Genomic DNA, 14,903 nt, shown 5'->3' with positions numbered 1-14,903 from the left:
GTCAGCATCCTGGACCCACGTTGGGAGGCCGAGATGACCGGAAACCTCTACCGGGGCCAGGCCGGCCTGCCATTCTCGTCCACCCTGCGTGTCTACGAGCCGCTGGAAGCCTTCCCCGAGGAGCAGCGCCAGGCAATCCAGGCGGAGGGCGCGCGCTCGGCCTCCCGCGCCGCCGTCGAAAATGCGGAACTCCTGGCCTCGCTGGGACGCATCACGCGCTCCGGCGGCGACCCCTTCCCCACGGGACGCACGGACCTGGTCCGTGTCACCACTGCCCCGGCATCATCCGCGGGAACCCCCGGCGAAACATCCGACGACGACAATGCTGACGCGGAGCCGGTGCTGCTGTACTGCCCCAGCCAGTTGGTGCTCAGGGCCGGCCTGGCGGCCAACGCCCTGATGCAGGGCATCCACGGTCCGCTGGCCGAACTGCTGATCCCCGAGGAGCAGCGGGACAAGCATCAGGAACGGATAGACCAGGTCAAAGCCCGCGACGGATCCGTCCGGGTGCACACCCGTGCATCCACTTGGGGGATCCCCTTCAGCTGGTTCTCCCTGTTCATGGAATCGGACCACAAGGACGTGGTGGAGGCCGGCGGCCGGATCGTCACCGTCCGGGTGTGGGCGCCCATTACCGACGCCTTGGAGCGGGCACGCTACGCCGTGGCGAACCTTGCCCTGGCCGCACCGGACCTGGACATGCTGGACGACCTCGCCCAGCTCACCGAATGGCTGGAACTGTTCCACGTCAATTCGATGGTGGAGCTTGACTATGGGGCTGTTGCCGACAAGGTGTACCCGGACGATTCGCCCATGGATATCCGGCTGGGCATTGAGTGCCTCGCCGAGGGGGACATGACCGGCGCCGCTGCAGCCTACCGGCGCCTGGCGTCCCGCTGGATCCCCATCCGCCAGCTGGCGCGCGCTTCCTGACGCCATCCGCGCGGGCCAGTCGTTCAGGACTGGGGCGGCGCCGTGGTCCTTCGGACAATCAGTTCATGGGGCGCGACGGCGGACCGCACGGAGCCGATCTGCCCGTCCAGTTCGTCCAGCAGCATCTTGGTGGCCAGCTCTGCCTGCTCATCGGGCCGCTGGCCAACGGTGGTCAGTCCCATGGCGTCGGCGAAATCGTGGTTATCGATGCCCACCACGGAGAGTTCCTCCGGGACCCGCACGCCGATGCGGGCCGCTTCAAAAATGACGCCCATGGCCATCTCGTCCGAGGCGCAGAAGATGGCAGTCGGCTTTTTCCCCGGCTTGGACCAGAGCCGGCGCAAGGCTTCCTGGCCGCTGCGGACCGTGAAGTCACCCCATTCATCCCACTCGCGGCGGGTGGGGAGGCCGGCGGCCGTCATGACGTCCTTGAACGCAAGGATACGGACCCGGGGAACATCAAAGTTCAGGTCTGTCTCGTCGTCCCCGTGCAGCAGGGCAATATCCCGGTGGCCCAGGTCGATCAGGTGGCGGACGGCAGCAGATGCAGCGGCATAGTCGTCAATGCCGATATAGGCGCACTCTTCGACATGGCCGCCCACCACCACCAGCGGAATGTCGATCTTCTGCAGATGGTCCAGCTCTTCGTGGGTCAGCGCCATACACAACACCAGCAGGGCATCGATCTGCTTATAGACCATGGTCTTGCTGAAAAGCCGCTCCCGGTTGCTCCCGTGTCCACCGAGGTTGAACAGCGAAAGGTTGTAGTTGCGGGCGTGCAGTTCGCGGTCCGCGCCCTCGATGGCCTTGGAAAAGAACCAGCGGCTCACGAACGGGGCAAGCACCCCGATGGTCCTGGTGCGTCCCGTGGCCAGGCCGGACGCGGAGGAGGAGGCAACGTATCCCAGGTCTCCTGCGACGTCGAGGATCTTTTGCCGCGTTGCCGGGGACACCCGGGGCAGTCCCCGGACCGCCCGGGACACGGTGGCGGTGGACACTCCTGCGGCGGCCGCTACGTCTTCAATGCTGACCCCGCTGTGGCCTCCCCGTTGAGACCTTTCAGTTGTGCGTGCCACGGTGTCCCCTCATGTACTCCCTGCAGGTGTCCGCCCTGCTTAATGCGATACCGCCGTGCCAATCGTATTTTGGACACAGTCGTGCATCGCAGTGTTACCGCGCCGGGTGGACGCCGGCAGCGGATCCAGCTGTATCATCTCCGTTCCGGCAGGCGCCGCCGCAGCCGCACCATTCCGTACAGCGCCAAAAGCGTTGCCAGCAGGCCCAGTGCCCAGCCAAGGGCGGGCTGCGCAGTCACCTCCATCCAGACGGTGACCACAAGAAGGACCAGTGCCCAGAAGCCGAGGAACCCGATGATGATGTCAAAATCCTCGCCGGACCTCAGGAGCCGGCGGCCACCCCCCGCCCCCGGGGTGCGGGGGCGGGAAGCGTCGCGTGTCACTTGACCGCACCAGCCGTCAGGCCGGCAACGATCTTGCGCTGGAAGACAAGCACCAGGATCACCAGAGGAATGGTGACAATGGTGCCCGCGGCCATGATGGCGGTGTAGGGGATCTGGTTGGGCTGCGCGCCGGCGAAGCTGGCGATGGCAACCGTGACGGGCTTCGTTGCCTCATTCGACAACTGGCTGGCGATGAGGAATTCATTCCAGGAGGAGATGAAGGCCAGGATCGCCGTGGTGAAGATGGCCGGGGCGGCCAGCGGCATGATCACTTTCCGGAACGCCTGGCCCTGCGTGCAGCCGTCAACGCGGGCTGATTCCTCAAGCTCCCACGGCATCTCGCGGAAGAAGGAGGTCAGTGTGTAGACGGTGAGCGGCAGGACGAAGGAGATGTTCGGGATGATCAGGGCCTGGTAGGTGCCCATCCAGCCTATGTTGGTGAAAAGCTGGAACAGCGGGGTGATCAGGGCAACACCGGGGAACATGGAGGCGCCCAGGATGAACCCCAGCACGAGGTACTTGAACCGGAAGTTCAGGCGTGCCAGTGCATAGGCGGCGAAGACGCCGATCACCAGCGAGATCACTGTGACCGTCACACCGATAATGATGCTGTTGCCAAGGGCCCGGCCGAACTGGTTGCCGAAGGACGTATCGAACGCAGTGGTGAAGTTGTCCATGGTCACGTGCGTCGGCCAAGGCGTTGTGTCGTAGGTGAAGCCGACCTCGCGGAACGCCGTCACCACCATCCAGTAAGCCGGTGCAAGGCACCAGATCAGGATCACGACGGCGCTGATGTACGTACGGGCGCTCGCCCACTTTTCCCGGGTCTGGGCGGCCTTGCGGCCCTTGTCCTGCTGCGCCCGCAATGCCGTGGAGGCAGTTGTGGTTGTCATTTCTTCCCCTTACCGGTGGCTCCGCTTTGTTCCACGACGTTCGCACCGAGGAAGCGGACGAAGATGAATGCGACCAGGAAAATGATGATGAACGTAATGGTGGACAAGGCAGCTGCCGAGTTGAACCCTTGCCTGATCTGGTTGATCACCAGGATGGACAGTGTGGTGGTGTTATTGGCACCGCCGGTCAGGATGTAGGGAAGGTCGAACATACGCAGGGCATCCAGGGTGCGGAACAGGATGGCCACCATCAGCGCGGGCTTCACCAGCGGAAGCGTGATGAGGCGGAAGCGCTGCCAGGCACTTGCGCCATCGACCTTTGCGGCCTCGTAGACCTCTGCCGGGATCATCTGCAGGCCGGCCAGGATCAGCAGCGCCATGAACGGCGTGGTTTTCCAGGTGTCTGCGATGATCACTGCCCACTTGGCCGGCCACTCGCTGCCTGTCCACAGGATGGAAACGTTGAACAGCTTGTTGATGATGCCGTTGAAGTCGAACATGAAGAGCCACAGCTGGGCCGTGACAGCGGTGGGGATGGCCCACGGAACGAGGACGGCTGCGCGGACCAGGCCGCGGCCCTTGAACGTCCGCGCCATGATCATGGCCATCCAGAAGCCAAGCACTGTCTCAAAGGCCACGGTGATGACCGTGAAGAGGAAGGTGGTTCCGGTGGCGGTCCAGAACTGGCCGCCAAGGGTGCCCGGCGGGCAAGCGACGGTACCACCGTTCGGGGCGGCACACTGCTGCCCCAGCCAGTTGACGTAGTTTTGGATACCCGCTGGGCCCCCGGCCGTGAACAGCCCGGTGACCGGGTCCAGCCCCGCATCCTTCTGGAAGGACATCACAATGGCGCTGATGATGGGGTAAACAATGACGATGCCCAGGGCAATGATCGTTGGAGCCAACAGCCAGGAGGCCCATTTGCCCTGGCTGAGGATCGCGTTGTCTTCGCCTACACCTTTGGGACCGTGGTGTACATCGGGGGCGCCCGACGCCGGCTTTACCGGCGTCGGGCCCAATTCGGTTGCCATGGCTAAACTACGATCCTGCGCCAGCGGACTCGATGGACTTCTGCATGTCAGACAGCGCGTCCTTGGCCGGCTTCTCACCCTTCAGTGCAGCGTAGGCGTTTTCCTGGATCGCCTGCGTAACAGCCGGGTAGAACGGGGTTACCGGACGGGGAACAGCGTTCTCGATGGAGGTCTTCAGCACCGGCAGGTACGGAAGCTTGGCAACCAGTTCCTTGTCTTCATACAGTGCACCGAAGACCGGAGCCAGCGAACCCTTCGTGGCGAAGAACTTCTGCTGCTCTTCCGCGATCAGGAACTTCACGAAGTCCAGGGAAGTTGCCTTGTGGTCCGAGTAGACGCTGATGGCTGCGCTGTGGCCGCCGAGGGAGGAGGCACCGGGGCCGTCCTTGCCCGGCAGGGCAGCCATGCCCAGCACGTCCTTCACCTTGGAGGAACCTTCAGTGGTGGCCAGGTTGTAGACGTAGGGCCAGTTGCGGAGGAAGAGCAGCTTGCCTTCCTGGAAAGCGCGGCGGCTTTCCTCTTCCTGGTAGGTGATGGCCTCGGCCGGGATGTTCCCGTTCTTGAAGGCCTCAACCAGGTTGTTGAGGCCCTTTTCTGCCTCAGGGGTGTTCAGGTTCGGCTTGCCCTGGTCATTAAGGACGGATCCGCCGGCCGAGTTGATGGCCTCGGAAGCATTGACCGTGAGGCCTTCATACTGCTTGAACTGTCCCGAGTAGCAGCCCATGTTGTTCTGCTTAGCGATGGAGCACATCCCCATCATCTCGTCCCACGTCTTGGGTGCTTCCGGCACAAGGTCCTTGCGGTAGTACAGGATGCCGCCATCGGAAGACACCGGGGCTGCGTACAGAGTGCCCTTGTACGAACCGGCTTCGACCGTGGGTTCAAGCATTCCCTTGGTTTCTACGGCCATCTTGTCCTTGAGGGGCTGCAGCCACCCCTTGGCTGCGAACTCGGCGGTCCACACGACATCCACGCTTGCCACATCGTAGTCAGCGTTCTTGGCCTGGAAGTTCTGTACCAGGTCGTCATGCTGCTGGTCGGCCTGGTCCGTCTGCTCCTTGAACGTGACCTTCTCGTCCGGGTGGGCAGCATTCCACTTTTCGATCAGGGGACGCACCACATTGCTGTTGTCTTTGCCTTGGACGTACGTAATGGGACCCCGGCTGTCCAGGTTCTTTTCGGCGTCGGTACCGCCGCCGCCAGTGGTCCCGCCGCCGCCTCCGCCGCCGCATGCGGTCAGGGACAGGGCCAGGACACCGGCGGTTGCAGCCGGCAGTAGGAATCTAGGGGTTTTCATTGGCTTGAAGCTCCTCGCTGAGTGACAAGTAAGTCGGCAGTGCGCTTGCTAGGTGAGGTTGATGTGGTGACCATCACACTAGTAAGGTTGCTCGTGGTTATGCAAGCGTTTACATCAAAAAGTTATCTGAGAGGAACCAAATGTCCAACCCGGCCGTTCCTGCCTCCGACGCTTCCCATGAATGGTGGACTGACGCCGTCGTCTACCAGATCTACCCCCGGTCTTTCGCGGACGGCAACGGCGACGGCATGGGCGATTTGCGCGGGGTGATGGACCGCTTGCCCTACCTGGAACGGCTGGGCGTGGATGCAATCTGGCTGTCCCCCTTCTACAAGTCGCCGCAGGCCGACGGCGGCTATGACGTGGCCGATTACCGCCAGGTTGACCCCCTGTTCGGGTCCCTGGCGGACTTCGATGCGATGTTGCATGAAACTCACCGGCGGGGCATGAAGGTCATCGTTGACCTGGTCCCCAACCACACCTCTGACGAACACGCGTGGTTCCGGGAGGCCCTCGCTGCGCCGCCGGGATCCCCTGAACGCGACCGTTACATCTTTCGCCCCGGGAAGGACGAAGTACCCGGATCCGGCGACGGCAACCGGGCACCGAACAACTGGAAATCGATTTTCGGAGGACCGGCCTGGACCCGGATCACCGAAGCGGACGGCTCCCCGGGCGAGTGGTACCTCCACCTGTTCGACACGAAGCAACCGGACCTGAACTGGGACAACCAGGAAGTGCAGGAGGAGATGCGCTCCGTACTCCGCTTCTGGCTGGACCGCGGAGCGGACGGTTTCCGGGTGGACGTTGCGCACGGCATGGTCAAGGAGGCCGGCCTGCCCGACTGGGACGGGGTGGCGGCAATGGTTGAAGGTACCTCGGCTGAGGGCAAAGTGGAGGTGCACAGGGAACCGTCGCTGCCAGGCGATGCGCCCGGCGCACATACCAATGCCGAAGAACCCCACCGCGCCGTATCTCCCGTTTATCCGCCGTCGCCCTTCTTCGACCAGGACGGAGTGCACGAGATTTACCGTGACTGGCACCGCGTCCTGTCGGAGTACGGCAGCGACCGGATGATGGTGGCCGAAGCCTGGGTGGAACCAGCAGAGCGGCTGGCGCTTTACGTCCGGCCGGACGAAATGCAGCAGGCCTTCAACTTCGACTTCCTGATGGCCGGGTGGGATGCAGAACGGATGTCAGAGGCGATCGACGCATCCCTGAAGGCCGCCGCAGCCGTGGGGGCACCGTGCACCTGGGTGCTGAGCAACCACGACACCGTCCGCCATTCCACCCGGTTCGGCCTCAAGGATCCCACCACCTTTCCCAAGGGCATCGCAGCGGACGATGAGCAGCCGGATGCCGCCCTTGGACTGGCCCGGGCCCGGGCGGCCACCCTGGTGGAGCTGGCGCTGCCGGGTTCCGCCTACCTGTACCAGGGCGAGGAACTGGGGCTCCCTGAGCACACCACGCTCCCCCCGGAGGCCCGCCAGGACCCTACCTTTTTCAGGACGCAGGGGGCAGAAACCGGCCGCGACGGCTGCCGGGTCCCGCTGCCCTGGGCGGCGGAACTACCTGGTTATGGCTTCTCACAGTCCTTCCAGGGCGAAGCGGCCCCGCCCTGGCTTCCGCAGCCCGAAAGCTTCGGTCCGCTCGCAGCGGACCAGCAGGAAATCGAGGAAGGCTCCACGCTGGAGCTGTACCGGGCTGCACTGGCGTTCCGGTCCGCCCGGAACCTGGGCAAGGGTTCCCTTGAATGGGCCGAGGTCCACGCTCCGGAAAGCGGCCTGCTGGGCTTCCACAACGGAGATGTGCTGGTCCTGGCCAACATGGGCTTTGCCTCCGCGCCCATCCCTGAGGGCTATTCCGTGGAGCTGTCCAGCGGCACGGAGCCGGCCTCGGAATGGGGCCAAATGGATGAGGTGCCCGTGGACTGCGCCGTCTACCTCACCCGGAACTAGTCTTTCAGCGGACGCGCTCGGCCCTGCCGAAGCGCGTCCGCGCCCCGGCGCCGATGTGGATGAGGACAGGAATCTTCCTGCCCACCACGGCTTCAAGGGAATCCAGCAGTTCCGCCACCTCAGCTGCGAGCAGGTGCGGTGCCACGCCCTGCCGGGGCAGGAGCCGCACTTTCAGGGCCGGGGACCCCTTGACGTCATAGGTGACCACAGTGGAACCGGCCAGGTCCGGCCGGCCGGCGAGGGCCTGCTTGAGGGCTTGCTCAGCCACTCCCCCGCTGATCCGGACGTCTCCGGGAACGTCGCCGGGATCGTACTCGGCAGCCAGCAGGTTGGAACGGCCCTTGCCCTGCTGCGCGATCCAGGCAACCATGAGGCCGATCAGCAGGAGGAGGGCCAAGGCCACCACAATCCACAGCCAGCTCTCCGAACGGCCGGGAAGACGGGTGGCGTTGAAGGCGCTGTTGGCTGTGTCCCAAAGGCCCACGGACCAGGAGTGCCACCACGGCCCGACCGCCGGCACCGTTGCCAGCAGCATCAACAGCACTCCTATGGCCAGCAACTTAAGGCCCAGGACAGCGAGCAGGATCCTGTTGAGGAGGCTCGGCGTGCTGTTCATGCCCCGATCACCCCGGACACCGCCACGTTAATGCGGACCCCGGGTGCGGGATCGAGCCCCATTGCGTTGAGCTCGTCCTGGACCGCGGCGAGCACGCTTTCCTCCCGGACGGGCACGCCGGACGTTGGCCGGACATTCACCACAACCTGCCGCTGCGAGACCACCACCATCACCTGCTCGGGTGTCACGTTGGCGGTCAGGCGGGCCCGCCGGGCCAGCGAGGAGGCGATGACCTCATCATCCACCACCACAGCCGGTCCGGCCCCGGCACGTCCGCCGGGCACCAGAAGGTGCCTGGCACGCCGTCCGGGCAGTACTCCGTTGAGGAAGAAGACCAGGCCAACCATCGTCAGCACGGCACCGATCGCGCCCAGCAGCAGCGGGGAAATCCCTGCGGGCAGGGCAACGATGCGCTGTGCCGCCGCTTGGGGATCGATGAGCCACGGAGGCTCGCCAATAACGTGCACGGCAGCTTCCAGGAGTCCGTACGCGGCCAGCACCATGACGACGACGGCGGCGACAGTTGCCATCGCTGCCCGTGATGAATGGGTTTCCCGCCGCAAAATCCGGTCCATGTCCGGCCCGTTTGCCCTGCGGACGCGTGACTGCGGGTTCGAAGCTTCAGCGCTGCTCCCCTGCCGGGTTCGGTTCACTGGACCCGCCCCCCTTGGCTGATCCTGACGCCGCTGATCCTGATATCCACCCGGCTCAGCTGTGCGCCGCTGAGCTCGGCCACGGTAGCAAGGATGTGGGCCTTGGCGCTGACGCCACGGTCCCAGATGGAGCCTCCGAAGGCCTCCACCCGGTTGGGGTCGAGGGCTACCGCCCGCAGCGGCGGTGCGCTGATCGGCGCGACGAGGGACAGTGCCAGCAGGCCGTCGTCGTCAGCCCAGTCCGCCCTGACGTCCTGGGCGTCGACGCCCAGGGCCTGGGCGGCGGCCGCCTTCGCAAGGCTTGTCAGGGCTTGCGTACTGATCCGGTTGTGGCCGTTGAGCACCTGCGCCCGCACGGCCGGCGCGGGCGAACTCATGAGGATGAGCGCCGGCCGATGATGGCATCCAGCACGCCGCGCAGGTCCAGTTTGCCCTCCGCGGCACGGCCCAGCAGCGCCCCGACCGCCATGAAAAGCAGGGATATAAGGAAGCCCCACAGGCCGAACTGCAGGGACATGAAGGCGACGAACGCGCCCATCGCCATACCGGCTACGGTGAGGTTCACAGCAGTGCCTCCCTTTCGGTAGGGCCGGGGGTAGTTGGCTTTACGGGCGGCGGCACGTAGACGTCAGTGACCTCCACGTTGACCTCGATGACCTGGAGTCCCACCAGTTCCTCCACCGCGCGGTAGACGGCGGCCCGGACCTGGTCTGCGAGGGAGTGGAGGGGAGTCCCGTAGCTTGCCACCAGGCTGATGTCCACGGCCACCTGGGTTTCGCCGACTTCCGCATGCACCCCGGCAGCATGGTCCGAACTGCCGACTGCGTCCCGGATGGCGCCCAGTGCGCGTGACGGTCCGGACCCCAGGGAATAGACCCCGGGGACGGCACGGGCGGCGATCCCCGCCACCTTGGCCACTGCTGCTTCGGAGATCACGGTGCGGCCCAGCGCGGACGCCGGGACCGGCACGGCGCGGCCCTGGACGGCCGCCTCGGGTTGTGGGTTCTGGTATTCCATCAGGCACTCCCCCTTCTGTTGCTCCCAACCCTATCCCTTGCCCGGGGCTTACGGCAGAAGGCAGGCCCCGCGGGGGCCCGCGGACGGGGCCGGGAACATCAGGTCAAGGGTGGAACATCGGGGCAAGCGTTAAGGGGCTGCCGTTAAGCAGAAAAGCACCAGTTCCGAAGAACTGATGCTTCCCAGTGGTGGCTCCGACCGGCGTCGATCCGGTGACCTTTCGATTTTCAGTCGAACGCTCTACCAACTGAGCTACAGAGCCTAGGTGACTAGTCACCATGAGAGCCGGAATTGCTTCCAACAATCAGAGCGACCCTGACGGGACTTGAACCCGCGACCTCCGCCGTGACAGGGCGGCGCGCTAACCAACTGCGCTACAGGGCCTTGCGTTTCTTGCTTCCGCGGTATCTCTACCGCTTTTTTCAAGGCTTCCAGCCTACCAGACATTTTCTGCCTGCCTGACCAGTTCCTTGCGTACCCCCAACGGGATTCGAACCCGTGCCGCCGCCGTGAAAGGGCGGTGTCCTAGGCCGCTAGACGATGGGGGCCAGAACCCGTTCGGAACAAAATAAAAGGCGTCAAGCGAGGCTTTCCGTCTTTGTCCTTTGCGTTTCTCCGAACTGGACTCTAAAACTATAGGGCCTAGGCAGGAATTATCCAAAATCGGCCAAAACACCGCCGCCGGGCGGGCTGGACGGGCCAAGATGGACGGATGGATCCCGTAGCAGCGCTCAACGAGATTGCCTTCTGGCTGGAGCGCGGACGCGCCGCCACCTTCAAGGTCCAGGCGTTCCGCAAGGCGGCCGCGGCCATCAGCCCGCTGCCGCCGGAGGAAGTGGCCGAGCGTGCGCGCAACGGCCAGCTGAAGTCGATGAAGGGCATCGGCGACCGGACGTACCAGGTGATCCGGCAGGCGGTAGAGGGAGAGGTCCCGGACTATCTCGCCGACCTCCGCGAGAAGGGCGCCCAGCCGCTGGCTTCCGCCGGGGCCTCCATCCGGGACGCCCTGCGGGGCGACCTGCACAGCCACAGTGAATGGTCCGACGGCGGCTCCCCCATCGAGCTGATGGTGGCGGCCGCCGGGGTGCTGGGCAGGGAATACCTTGCCCTGACGGACCACTCCCCCAACCTCACCATCGCGAACGGGCTCTCAGCGGAGCGCCTCCTGCAGCAACTGGACGTGGTGGACGCGATCAACGACGGCATCCGCACCGCGGTCGATGACGCCCGGGCGGCGGACCCAGTGCGGTTGCTGGCCGGCATCGAGGTGGACATCCTGGAGTCCGGGGACCTGGACCAGGAACCGGAGTTGCTGGACCGCCTGGACATTGTGGTGGCCAGCGTCCATTCAAAGCTCCGCGCGGACAGCAGGACCATGACCCGGCGGATGCTCGGCGGCATCCAGGACCCTCACACCAACATCCTTGGCCACTGCACAGGGCGCCTCGTCGAGGGGTCCCGGGGGACGCGGCCGCCGTCGGACTTCGATGCCAAGGAGGTGTTCGCCGCCTGCGCTGAACACAACGTGGCAGTCGAGATCAACTCACGGCCGGAACGGCAGGATCCGCCGGACGCGCTGATCCAGCTGGCGCTCGAGGCCGGCTGCTTGTTCTCGATCGACAGCGATGCCCACGCGCCGGGCCAGCTGGATTTCCTGCAGTACGGAGCGGAGCGTGCCGAGCGGAACGGAGTCCCTGCTGACCGCATCATCACCACCTGGCCGGTGGAACGCCTGCTGGAATGGGCGGGCGCCCGGTAGGCCTGGCCGAACGGGTCCTACTTGACGGCGTCGGCGAGCTTCTGCCGGAAATCGGCCTTGGTGGTGAGCGTGAGCTTTTCGCCGTCCAGGAAAAAGGTGGGCGTTCCAGTCACGCCGAGCGCCTTGCCGTCCGCAACGTCGGCCAGGATGCGCTCCTCCGTCCCGGGGTCGGCGACGGCGGCATCGAAGCGGGAAAGGTCCAGCCCCAACTGCTCGGCGTAGGTGCGGAAGAGGGGGGCCTGGGACTGCTGGTTCCCGGCCCACTGGGACTGGGTTTCGAACAGCCTGTCGGCCATCTGCTGGTAGTGCCCCTGCTGGCCGGCGGCCTCGGCAGCAAGGGCCGCCTGCCCCGAATTCGGGTGGGCCGACAGGGGGAAGTGCCGGTGGACGAACGTGATCCTGTCGCCGAACTCCGCCTTGAATTCCTCCACCACCGGATGGATGGAGCCACAGGACGGGCATTCGAAATCAAGGAATTCCACGAGCTGCGCCTTCTCCACCGCCGGGCTGGTCAACCGGTGGCTGTCCGTCCGGACCAGCTGTTGGGAGCCGCCTGGCTGGGAGGCGGATTCCGGTGACTTCCCCAGCGTCAGCACCGAGTACCAGGCAGCACAGCCCGCCACGATCAGCGCGAGGACGATCCAGGTCACCTTCCTGGCAAGGCGTGCAGAATCGCGGGGTGGAGCCGGGCTTGAGACCATAAACCGCATCCTAGCCGAGGCGCCGTGTCGCGGGGCTGCACGGCTGCCCGCCTTTTTGGCAGGAAGTTGCCCAGACATGGCCGATTTCCGCCAGCCAGTGCTGCCTGCCCGCGGCTAGATTTGCTTCATGCCTTCAACCAGCCCCGCCAGCCCTGCCGCCACTGCACCTCCCCAAGCCGCCGCCGCCCGGGTGAAGGCTCTCGGAGTGGCCGCCATGGTGGTGACCGTAGTCCTTTGGGCATCGGCCTTTGTGGGTATCCGGGCGATAGGCCCACACTTTTCCCCCGGCTCCCTGACGCTCGGCCGGCTGGTGATTGCCGCCGTCGTACTGGCCCTGCTGGTCCTCCCCCAACTGCTGAAGAGCAGGCTGCTGCCCCGGGGAAGGGAGTGGTGGCCCATCCTCGCCTACGGAGTGATGTGGTTCGGTGGGTACAACGCGGCGCTGAACGCCGCAGAGCACATCCTTGATGCCGGCACCAGCGCCCTGCTGATCAACGTCAACCCCATCCTGGTGGCCATCATGGCCGGCATTTTCCTCAAGGAAGGCTTCCCGCGGTGGCTGCTCATCGGGAGCCTGGTTGCCTTCGCCGGGGTGGCGTTGATCGCCTTCGGCTCCGGCCAGGCTTCCGCGCCAGGGGAACGCACGACGGCGGACGTGGCAGGCGTGCTGCTATGCCTCCTTGCCGCCGTGCTCGCCGCAGTCAGCGTCATCATCCAGAAGCCGGTGCTGCGGAAGTTTCCTGCAGCACAAGCCACCTGGTTCGGGATCCTTGTGGGCGCGGTGTGTTGCCTGCCCTTTACCGGCCAGCTCATAGCCGAGGTCCAGGCCGCGCCGCCGCAGGCAACCTGGGGCCTCGCCTACCTTGGCGTCTTTCCAACAGCGATCGCCTTCACCACCTGGGCGTACGCGCTCTCACTGGTGGATGCGGGGAAGCTGGCCGCCACCACGTACCTGGTGCCCGGAACCACCATCCTGATTTCCTGGCTGCTGCTCGGTGAAATTCCCGGCGTCCTGGGCCTGGTTGGCGGACTGGTCTGCCTGGTTGGCGTGGGTCTGACCCGGCGCAGGAGCAAGGCTGCACGCGGGGCCGGGCCGTCCGCTTCCCGCTAGAATCCAGGTATGCCAGCCAGCCTGCCGCCGGGACTGCCGACCGTTCCTGAAGGCCCCAGCGAGCCCCTTCGCTTCACCATGCCCGAGGACGAGTTCGAGGCCGCCGTCCAGGACGCCCTGGACAGCATCCCGGAGAAGCTGGCGGCCGCCATGGACAATGTGGCGGTCTTCATCGAGGACGACTACGTGCCAAAACCCGGAGAGGACCCGGACACGGTCCTGCTGGGGCTCTACGAAGGCGTGCCGCTGACCGAACGTGATTCCTGGTGGGACGCCGGCTCGCTGCCGGACAGGATCACCATCTACCGCGAACCCATCCTGGAGATCTGCTCCTCACGGGAGGACGTCATCCACGAAGTTGCGGTGACAGTGGTGCACGAAATCGCCCACCACTTCGGGATAGACGACCACCGGCTGCACGAGCTCGGCTGGGGCTAGCCTTGTAGGCATGGGACACGACCACGGCCACACCCACGGAATCACCGCGACCGGCCGGCACCGGAAACGGCTGGTGGCTGTCCTGGTGATCACGCTCGCCGTGGTCCTGGTCCAGGTGGTGGGCGCCGTCCTTTCCGGATCGTTGTCCCTGCTGGCCGATGCGGGCCATATGCTCTCTGACGCGGCGGGCGTGACGATCGCCCTGCTGGCCGCGTGGATAGCGGGACGGCCTGCCAGCGACCAGAGAACCTATGGCTACCAGCGAGCAGAGGTGCTTGCCGCGCTGGCCAACGCATTGATCCTGGTGGTGATCTCCGTTGTCATCTTCACCGAAGCGGTGCGCCGGATCGGCGCGGCGCCGGAGGTGCAGACCAACATCATGCTTTTCGCCGCCATCCTCGGCGCGGCAGCAAACGTGGCCTCCCTCCTGATCCTGCACGGCGCCCACCAGGAGAGCCTCAATGTGCGCGGCGCCTACCTGGAAGTGCTGGGTGACCTGCTGGGATCCTTCGCTGTCATTGCTGCCGCCGTGGTGATCATGCTGACCGGTTTCCAGGCCGCGGACACCATCGCTTCCGTGGTGATCGCCCTGCTGATCCTGCCTCGGGCCTGGTCCCTGCTCCGCGACGTGGTGGATGTGCTTTTGGAGGCCAGCCCCAAGGGGGTGGAAGTACAGATGATCCGTGAGCACATCCTTTCCGTCGAAGGCGTCACGGACGTGCACGACATCCACATCTGGACCATCACATCCGGCGTTCCGGTCTTTTCCGCGCATGTGGTGGTGGAGGACGGGGTGCTCAACGCACGCGGCGCGGACCAGCTTCTGGACAAGCTGGTCACCTGCCTGGGCTCGCACTTCGACACGGACCACTGCACCTTCCAGCTGGAACCCGCCACGCATTCCGAGCACGAGGCCCATCAGCACGCCTAGCCAAGCCATGCCGCCGGGTTAACCGGAACGTCCGACGCGACACGCCGTTCCGCGGGTCCGGTCAAATGACACTGATGTGTTTTATGTTAGTGATGTGACTCTTGTT

The 14,903-nt window shown here is 65.2% G+C and carries 17 protein-coding genes and 3 tRNA genes; 6 read left to right on the top strand and 14 right to left on the bottom strand.

Translation table 11 applies throughout. The features are described 5' to 3' along the window. Positions 1 to 33 precede the first annotated feature (33 nt). Positions 34 to 933, top strand: coding sequence for a hypothetical protein (locus SMD14_RS02660; RefSeq protein WP_321215216.1), 900 nt, complete (start codon positions 34 to 36; stop codon positions 931 to 933). 23 nt (positions 934 to 956) lie between these two features. Here the strand turns inward: SMD14_RS02660 and SMD14_RS02655 are convergent, their stop codons facing one another. The 5 genes from SMD14_RS02655 to SMD14_RS02635 form a co-directional block, all read right to left on the bottom strand. Further along, on the bottom strand, positions 957 to 2,009 hold the full coding sequence (locus SMD14_RS02655) for a LacI family DNA-binding transcriptional regulator (RefSeq protein ID WP_321215215.1): 1,053 nt from the start codon (positions 2,007 to 2,009) through the stop codon (positions 957 to 959). Positions 2,010 to 2,143: 134 nt separating this feature from the next. After that, positions 2,144 to 2,392 (bottom strand): hypothetical protein, encoded by a 249-nt coding sequence (locus tag SMD14_RS02650; protein WP_321215214.1) that lies wholly within the window; start codon positions 2,390 to 2,392, stop codon positions 2,144 to 2,146. Next, complete coding sequence (locus tag SMD14_RS02645) at positions 2,389 to 3,285, bottom strand: carbohydrate ABC transporter permease (protein ID WP_157239419.1); 897 nt, start codon at positions 3,283 to 3,285, stop codon at positions 2,389 to 2,391. The genes SMD14_RS02650 and SMD14_RS02645 overlap by 4 nt, the downstream gene beginning before the upstream one ends. After that, entirely contained in the window at positions 3,282 to 4,316 is a 1,035-nt protein-coding gene (locus SMD14_RS02640) for a carbohydrate ABC transporter permease (RefSeq protein WP_157239420.1), read from the bottom strand. Before SMD14_RS02640 ends, SMD14_RS02645 begins: the two co-directional genes overlap by 4 nt. A 7-nt stretch (positions 4,317 to 4,323) precedes the next feature. Then, the gene (locus SMD14_RS02635; RefSeq protein ID WP_157239421.1) at positions 4,324 to 5,613 is read right to left on the bottom strand and encodes an ABC transporter substrate-binding protein; all 1,290 of its coding nucleotides are present in this window, start codon (positions 5,611 to 5,613) and stop codon (positions 4,324 to 4,326) included. A gap of 140 nt (positions 5,614 to 5,753) precedes the next feature. On the opposite strand from SMD14_RS02635, the gene SMD14_RS02630 reads away from it, so the two are divergent. Further along, complete coding sequence (locus SMD14_RS02630; RefSeq protein ID WP_321215213.1) at positions 5,754 to 7,571, top strand: glycoside hydrolase family 13 protein; 1,818 nt, start codon at positions 5,754 to 5,756, stop codon at positions 7,569 to 7,571. Positions 7,572 to 7,575: 4 nt separating this feature from the next. Here SMD14_RS02630 and SMD14_RS02625 read toward each other — a convergent pair whose 3' ends face one another. The 8 genes from SMD14_RS02625 to SMD14_RS02590 form a co-directional block, all read right to left on the bottom strand. Beyond that, positions 7,576 to 8,187 (bottom strand): hypothetical protein, encoded by a 612-nt coding sequence (locus SMD14_RS02625; protein ID WP_321215212.1) that lies wholly within the window; start codon positions 8,185 to 8,187, stop codon positions 7,576 to 7,578. Further along, positions 8,184 to 8,762 (bottom strand): hypothetical protein, encoded by a 579-nt coding sequence (locus tag SMD14_RS02620; RefSeq protein ID WP_321215211.1) that lies wholly within the window; start codon positions 8,760 to 8,762, stop codon positions 8,184 to 8,186. Before SMD14_RS02620 ends, SMD14_RS02625 begins: the two co-directional genes overlap by 4 nt. Before the next feature lie 74 nt (positions 8,763 to 8,836). Beyond that, on the bottom strand, positions 8,837 to 9,217 hold the full coding sequence (locus tag SMD14_RS02615; protein WP_321215210.1) for a hypothetical protein: 381 nt from the start codon (positions 9,215 to 9,217) through the stop codon (positions 8,837 to 8,839). After that, complete coding sequence (locus SMD14_RS02610) at positions 9,214 to 9,405, bottom strand: hypothetical protein (RefSeq protein ID WP_104996645.1); 192 nt, start codon at positions 9,403 to 9,405, stop codon at positions 9,214 to 9,216. Before SMD14_RS02610 ends, SMD14_RS02615 begins: the two co-directional genes overlap by 4 nt. Further along, positions 9,402 to 9,857, bottom strand: coding sequence for an Asp23/Gls24 family envelope stress response protein (locus tag SMD14_RS02605; protein WP_321215209.1), 456 nt, complete (start codon positions 9,855 to 9,857; stop codon positions 9,402 to 9,404). The genes SMD14_RS02610 and SMD14_RS02605 overlap by 4 nt, the downstream gene beginning before the upstream one ends. Before the next feature lie 186 nt (positions 9,858 to 10,043). After that, positions 10,044 to 10,119: transfer RNA gene (locus SMD14_RS02600), tRNA-Phe, on the bottom strand. Positions 10,120 to 10,167: 48 nt separating this feature from the next. Beyond that, positions 10,168 to 10,241, bottom strand: a tRNA-Asp gene (locus SMD14_RS02595). Positions 10,242 to 10,332: 91 nt separating this feature from the next. Further along, a tRNA-Glu gene (locus SMD14_RS02590) sits at positions 10,333 to 10,405 on the bottom strand. 164 nt (positions 10,406 to 10,569) lie between these two features. On the opposite strand from SMD14_RS02590, the gene SMD14_RS02585 reads away from it, so the two are divergent. Continuing rightward, positions 10,570 to 11,616 carry a PHP domain-containing protein gene (locus SMD14_RS02585; protein WP_321215208.1) on the top strand — a complete coding sequence of 349 codons (1,047 nt, stop codon included), beginning with the start codon at positions 10,570 to 10,572 and terminating at the stop codon, positions 11,614 to 11,616. Positions 11,617 to 11,633: 17 nt separating this feature from the next. On the opposite strand, the gene SMD14_RS02580 is transcribed toward SMD14_RS02585, so the two are convergent. After that, entirely contained in the window at positions 11,634 to 12,317 is a 684-nt protein-coding gene (locus SMD14_RS02580) for a thioredoxin domain-containing protein (protein WP_321215207.1), read from the bottom strand. A 127-nt stretch (positions 12,318 to 12,444) separates the two neighbouring features. Between SMD14_RS02580 and SMD14_RS02575 the strand changes: the two genes are divergently transcribed. Genes SMD14_RS02575 through SMD14_RS02565 form a run of 3 tightly spaced genes read left to right on the top strand, consistent with a single transcriptional unit; the run spans position 12,445 to position 14,797 of the window. Next, the gene (locus SMD14_RS02575; protein WP_321215206.1) at positions 12,445 to 13,428 is read left to right on the top strand and encodes a DMT family transporter; all 984 of its coding nucleotides are present in this window, start codon (positions 12,445 to 12,447) and stop codon (positions 13,426 to 13,428) included. 9 nt (positions 13,429 to 13,437) lie between these two features. Next, a complete protein-coding gene (locus SMD14_RS02570; RefSeq protein WP_157239432.1) occupies positions 13,438 to 13,866 on the top strand; it encodes a metallopeptidase family protein in 429 nt (142 codons plus the stop codon). Positions 13,867 to 13,876: 10 nt separating this feature from the next. Continuing rightward, positions 13,877 to 14,797: a cation diffusion facilitator family transporter gene (locus SMD14_RS02565; RefSeq protein ID WP_321215205.1), complete on the top strand. Its 921-nt coding sequence runs from the start codon at positions 13,877 to 13,879 to the stop codon at positions 14,795 to 14,797. Positions 14,798 to 14,903 lie beyond the last annotated feature (106 nt).

The organism is Pseudarthrobacter oxydans (genome assembly GCF_034258515.1).
Taxonomy (GTDB): Bacteria; Actinomycetota; Actinomycetes; order Actinomycetales; family Micrococcaceae; genus Arthrobacter.
This window is presented reverse-complemented; position numbering and strand designations above follow the sequence as displayed.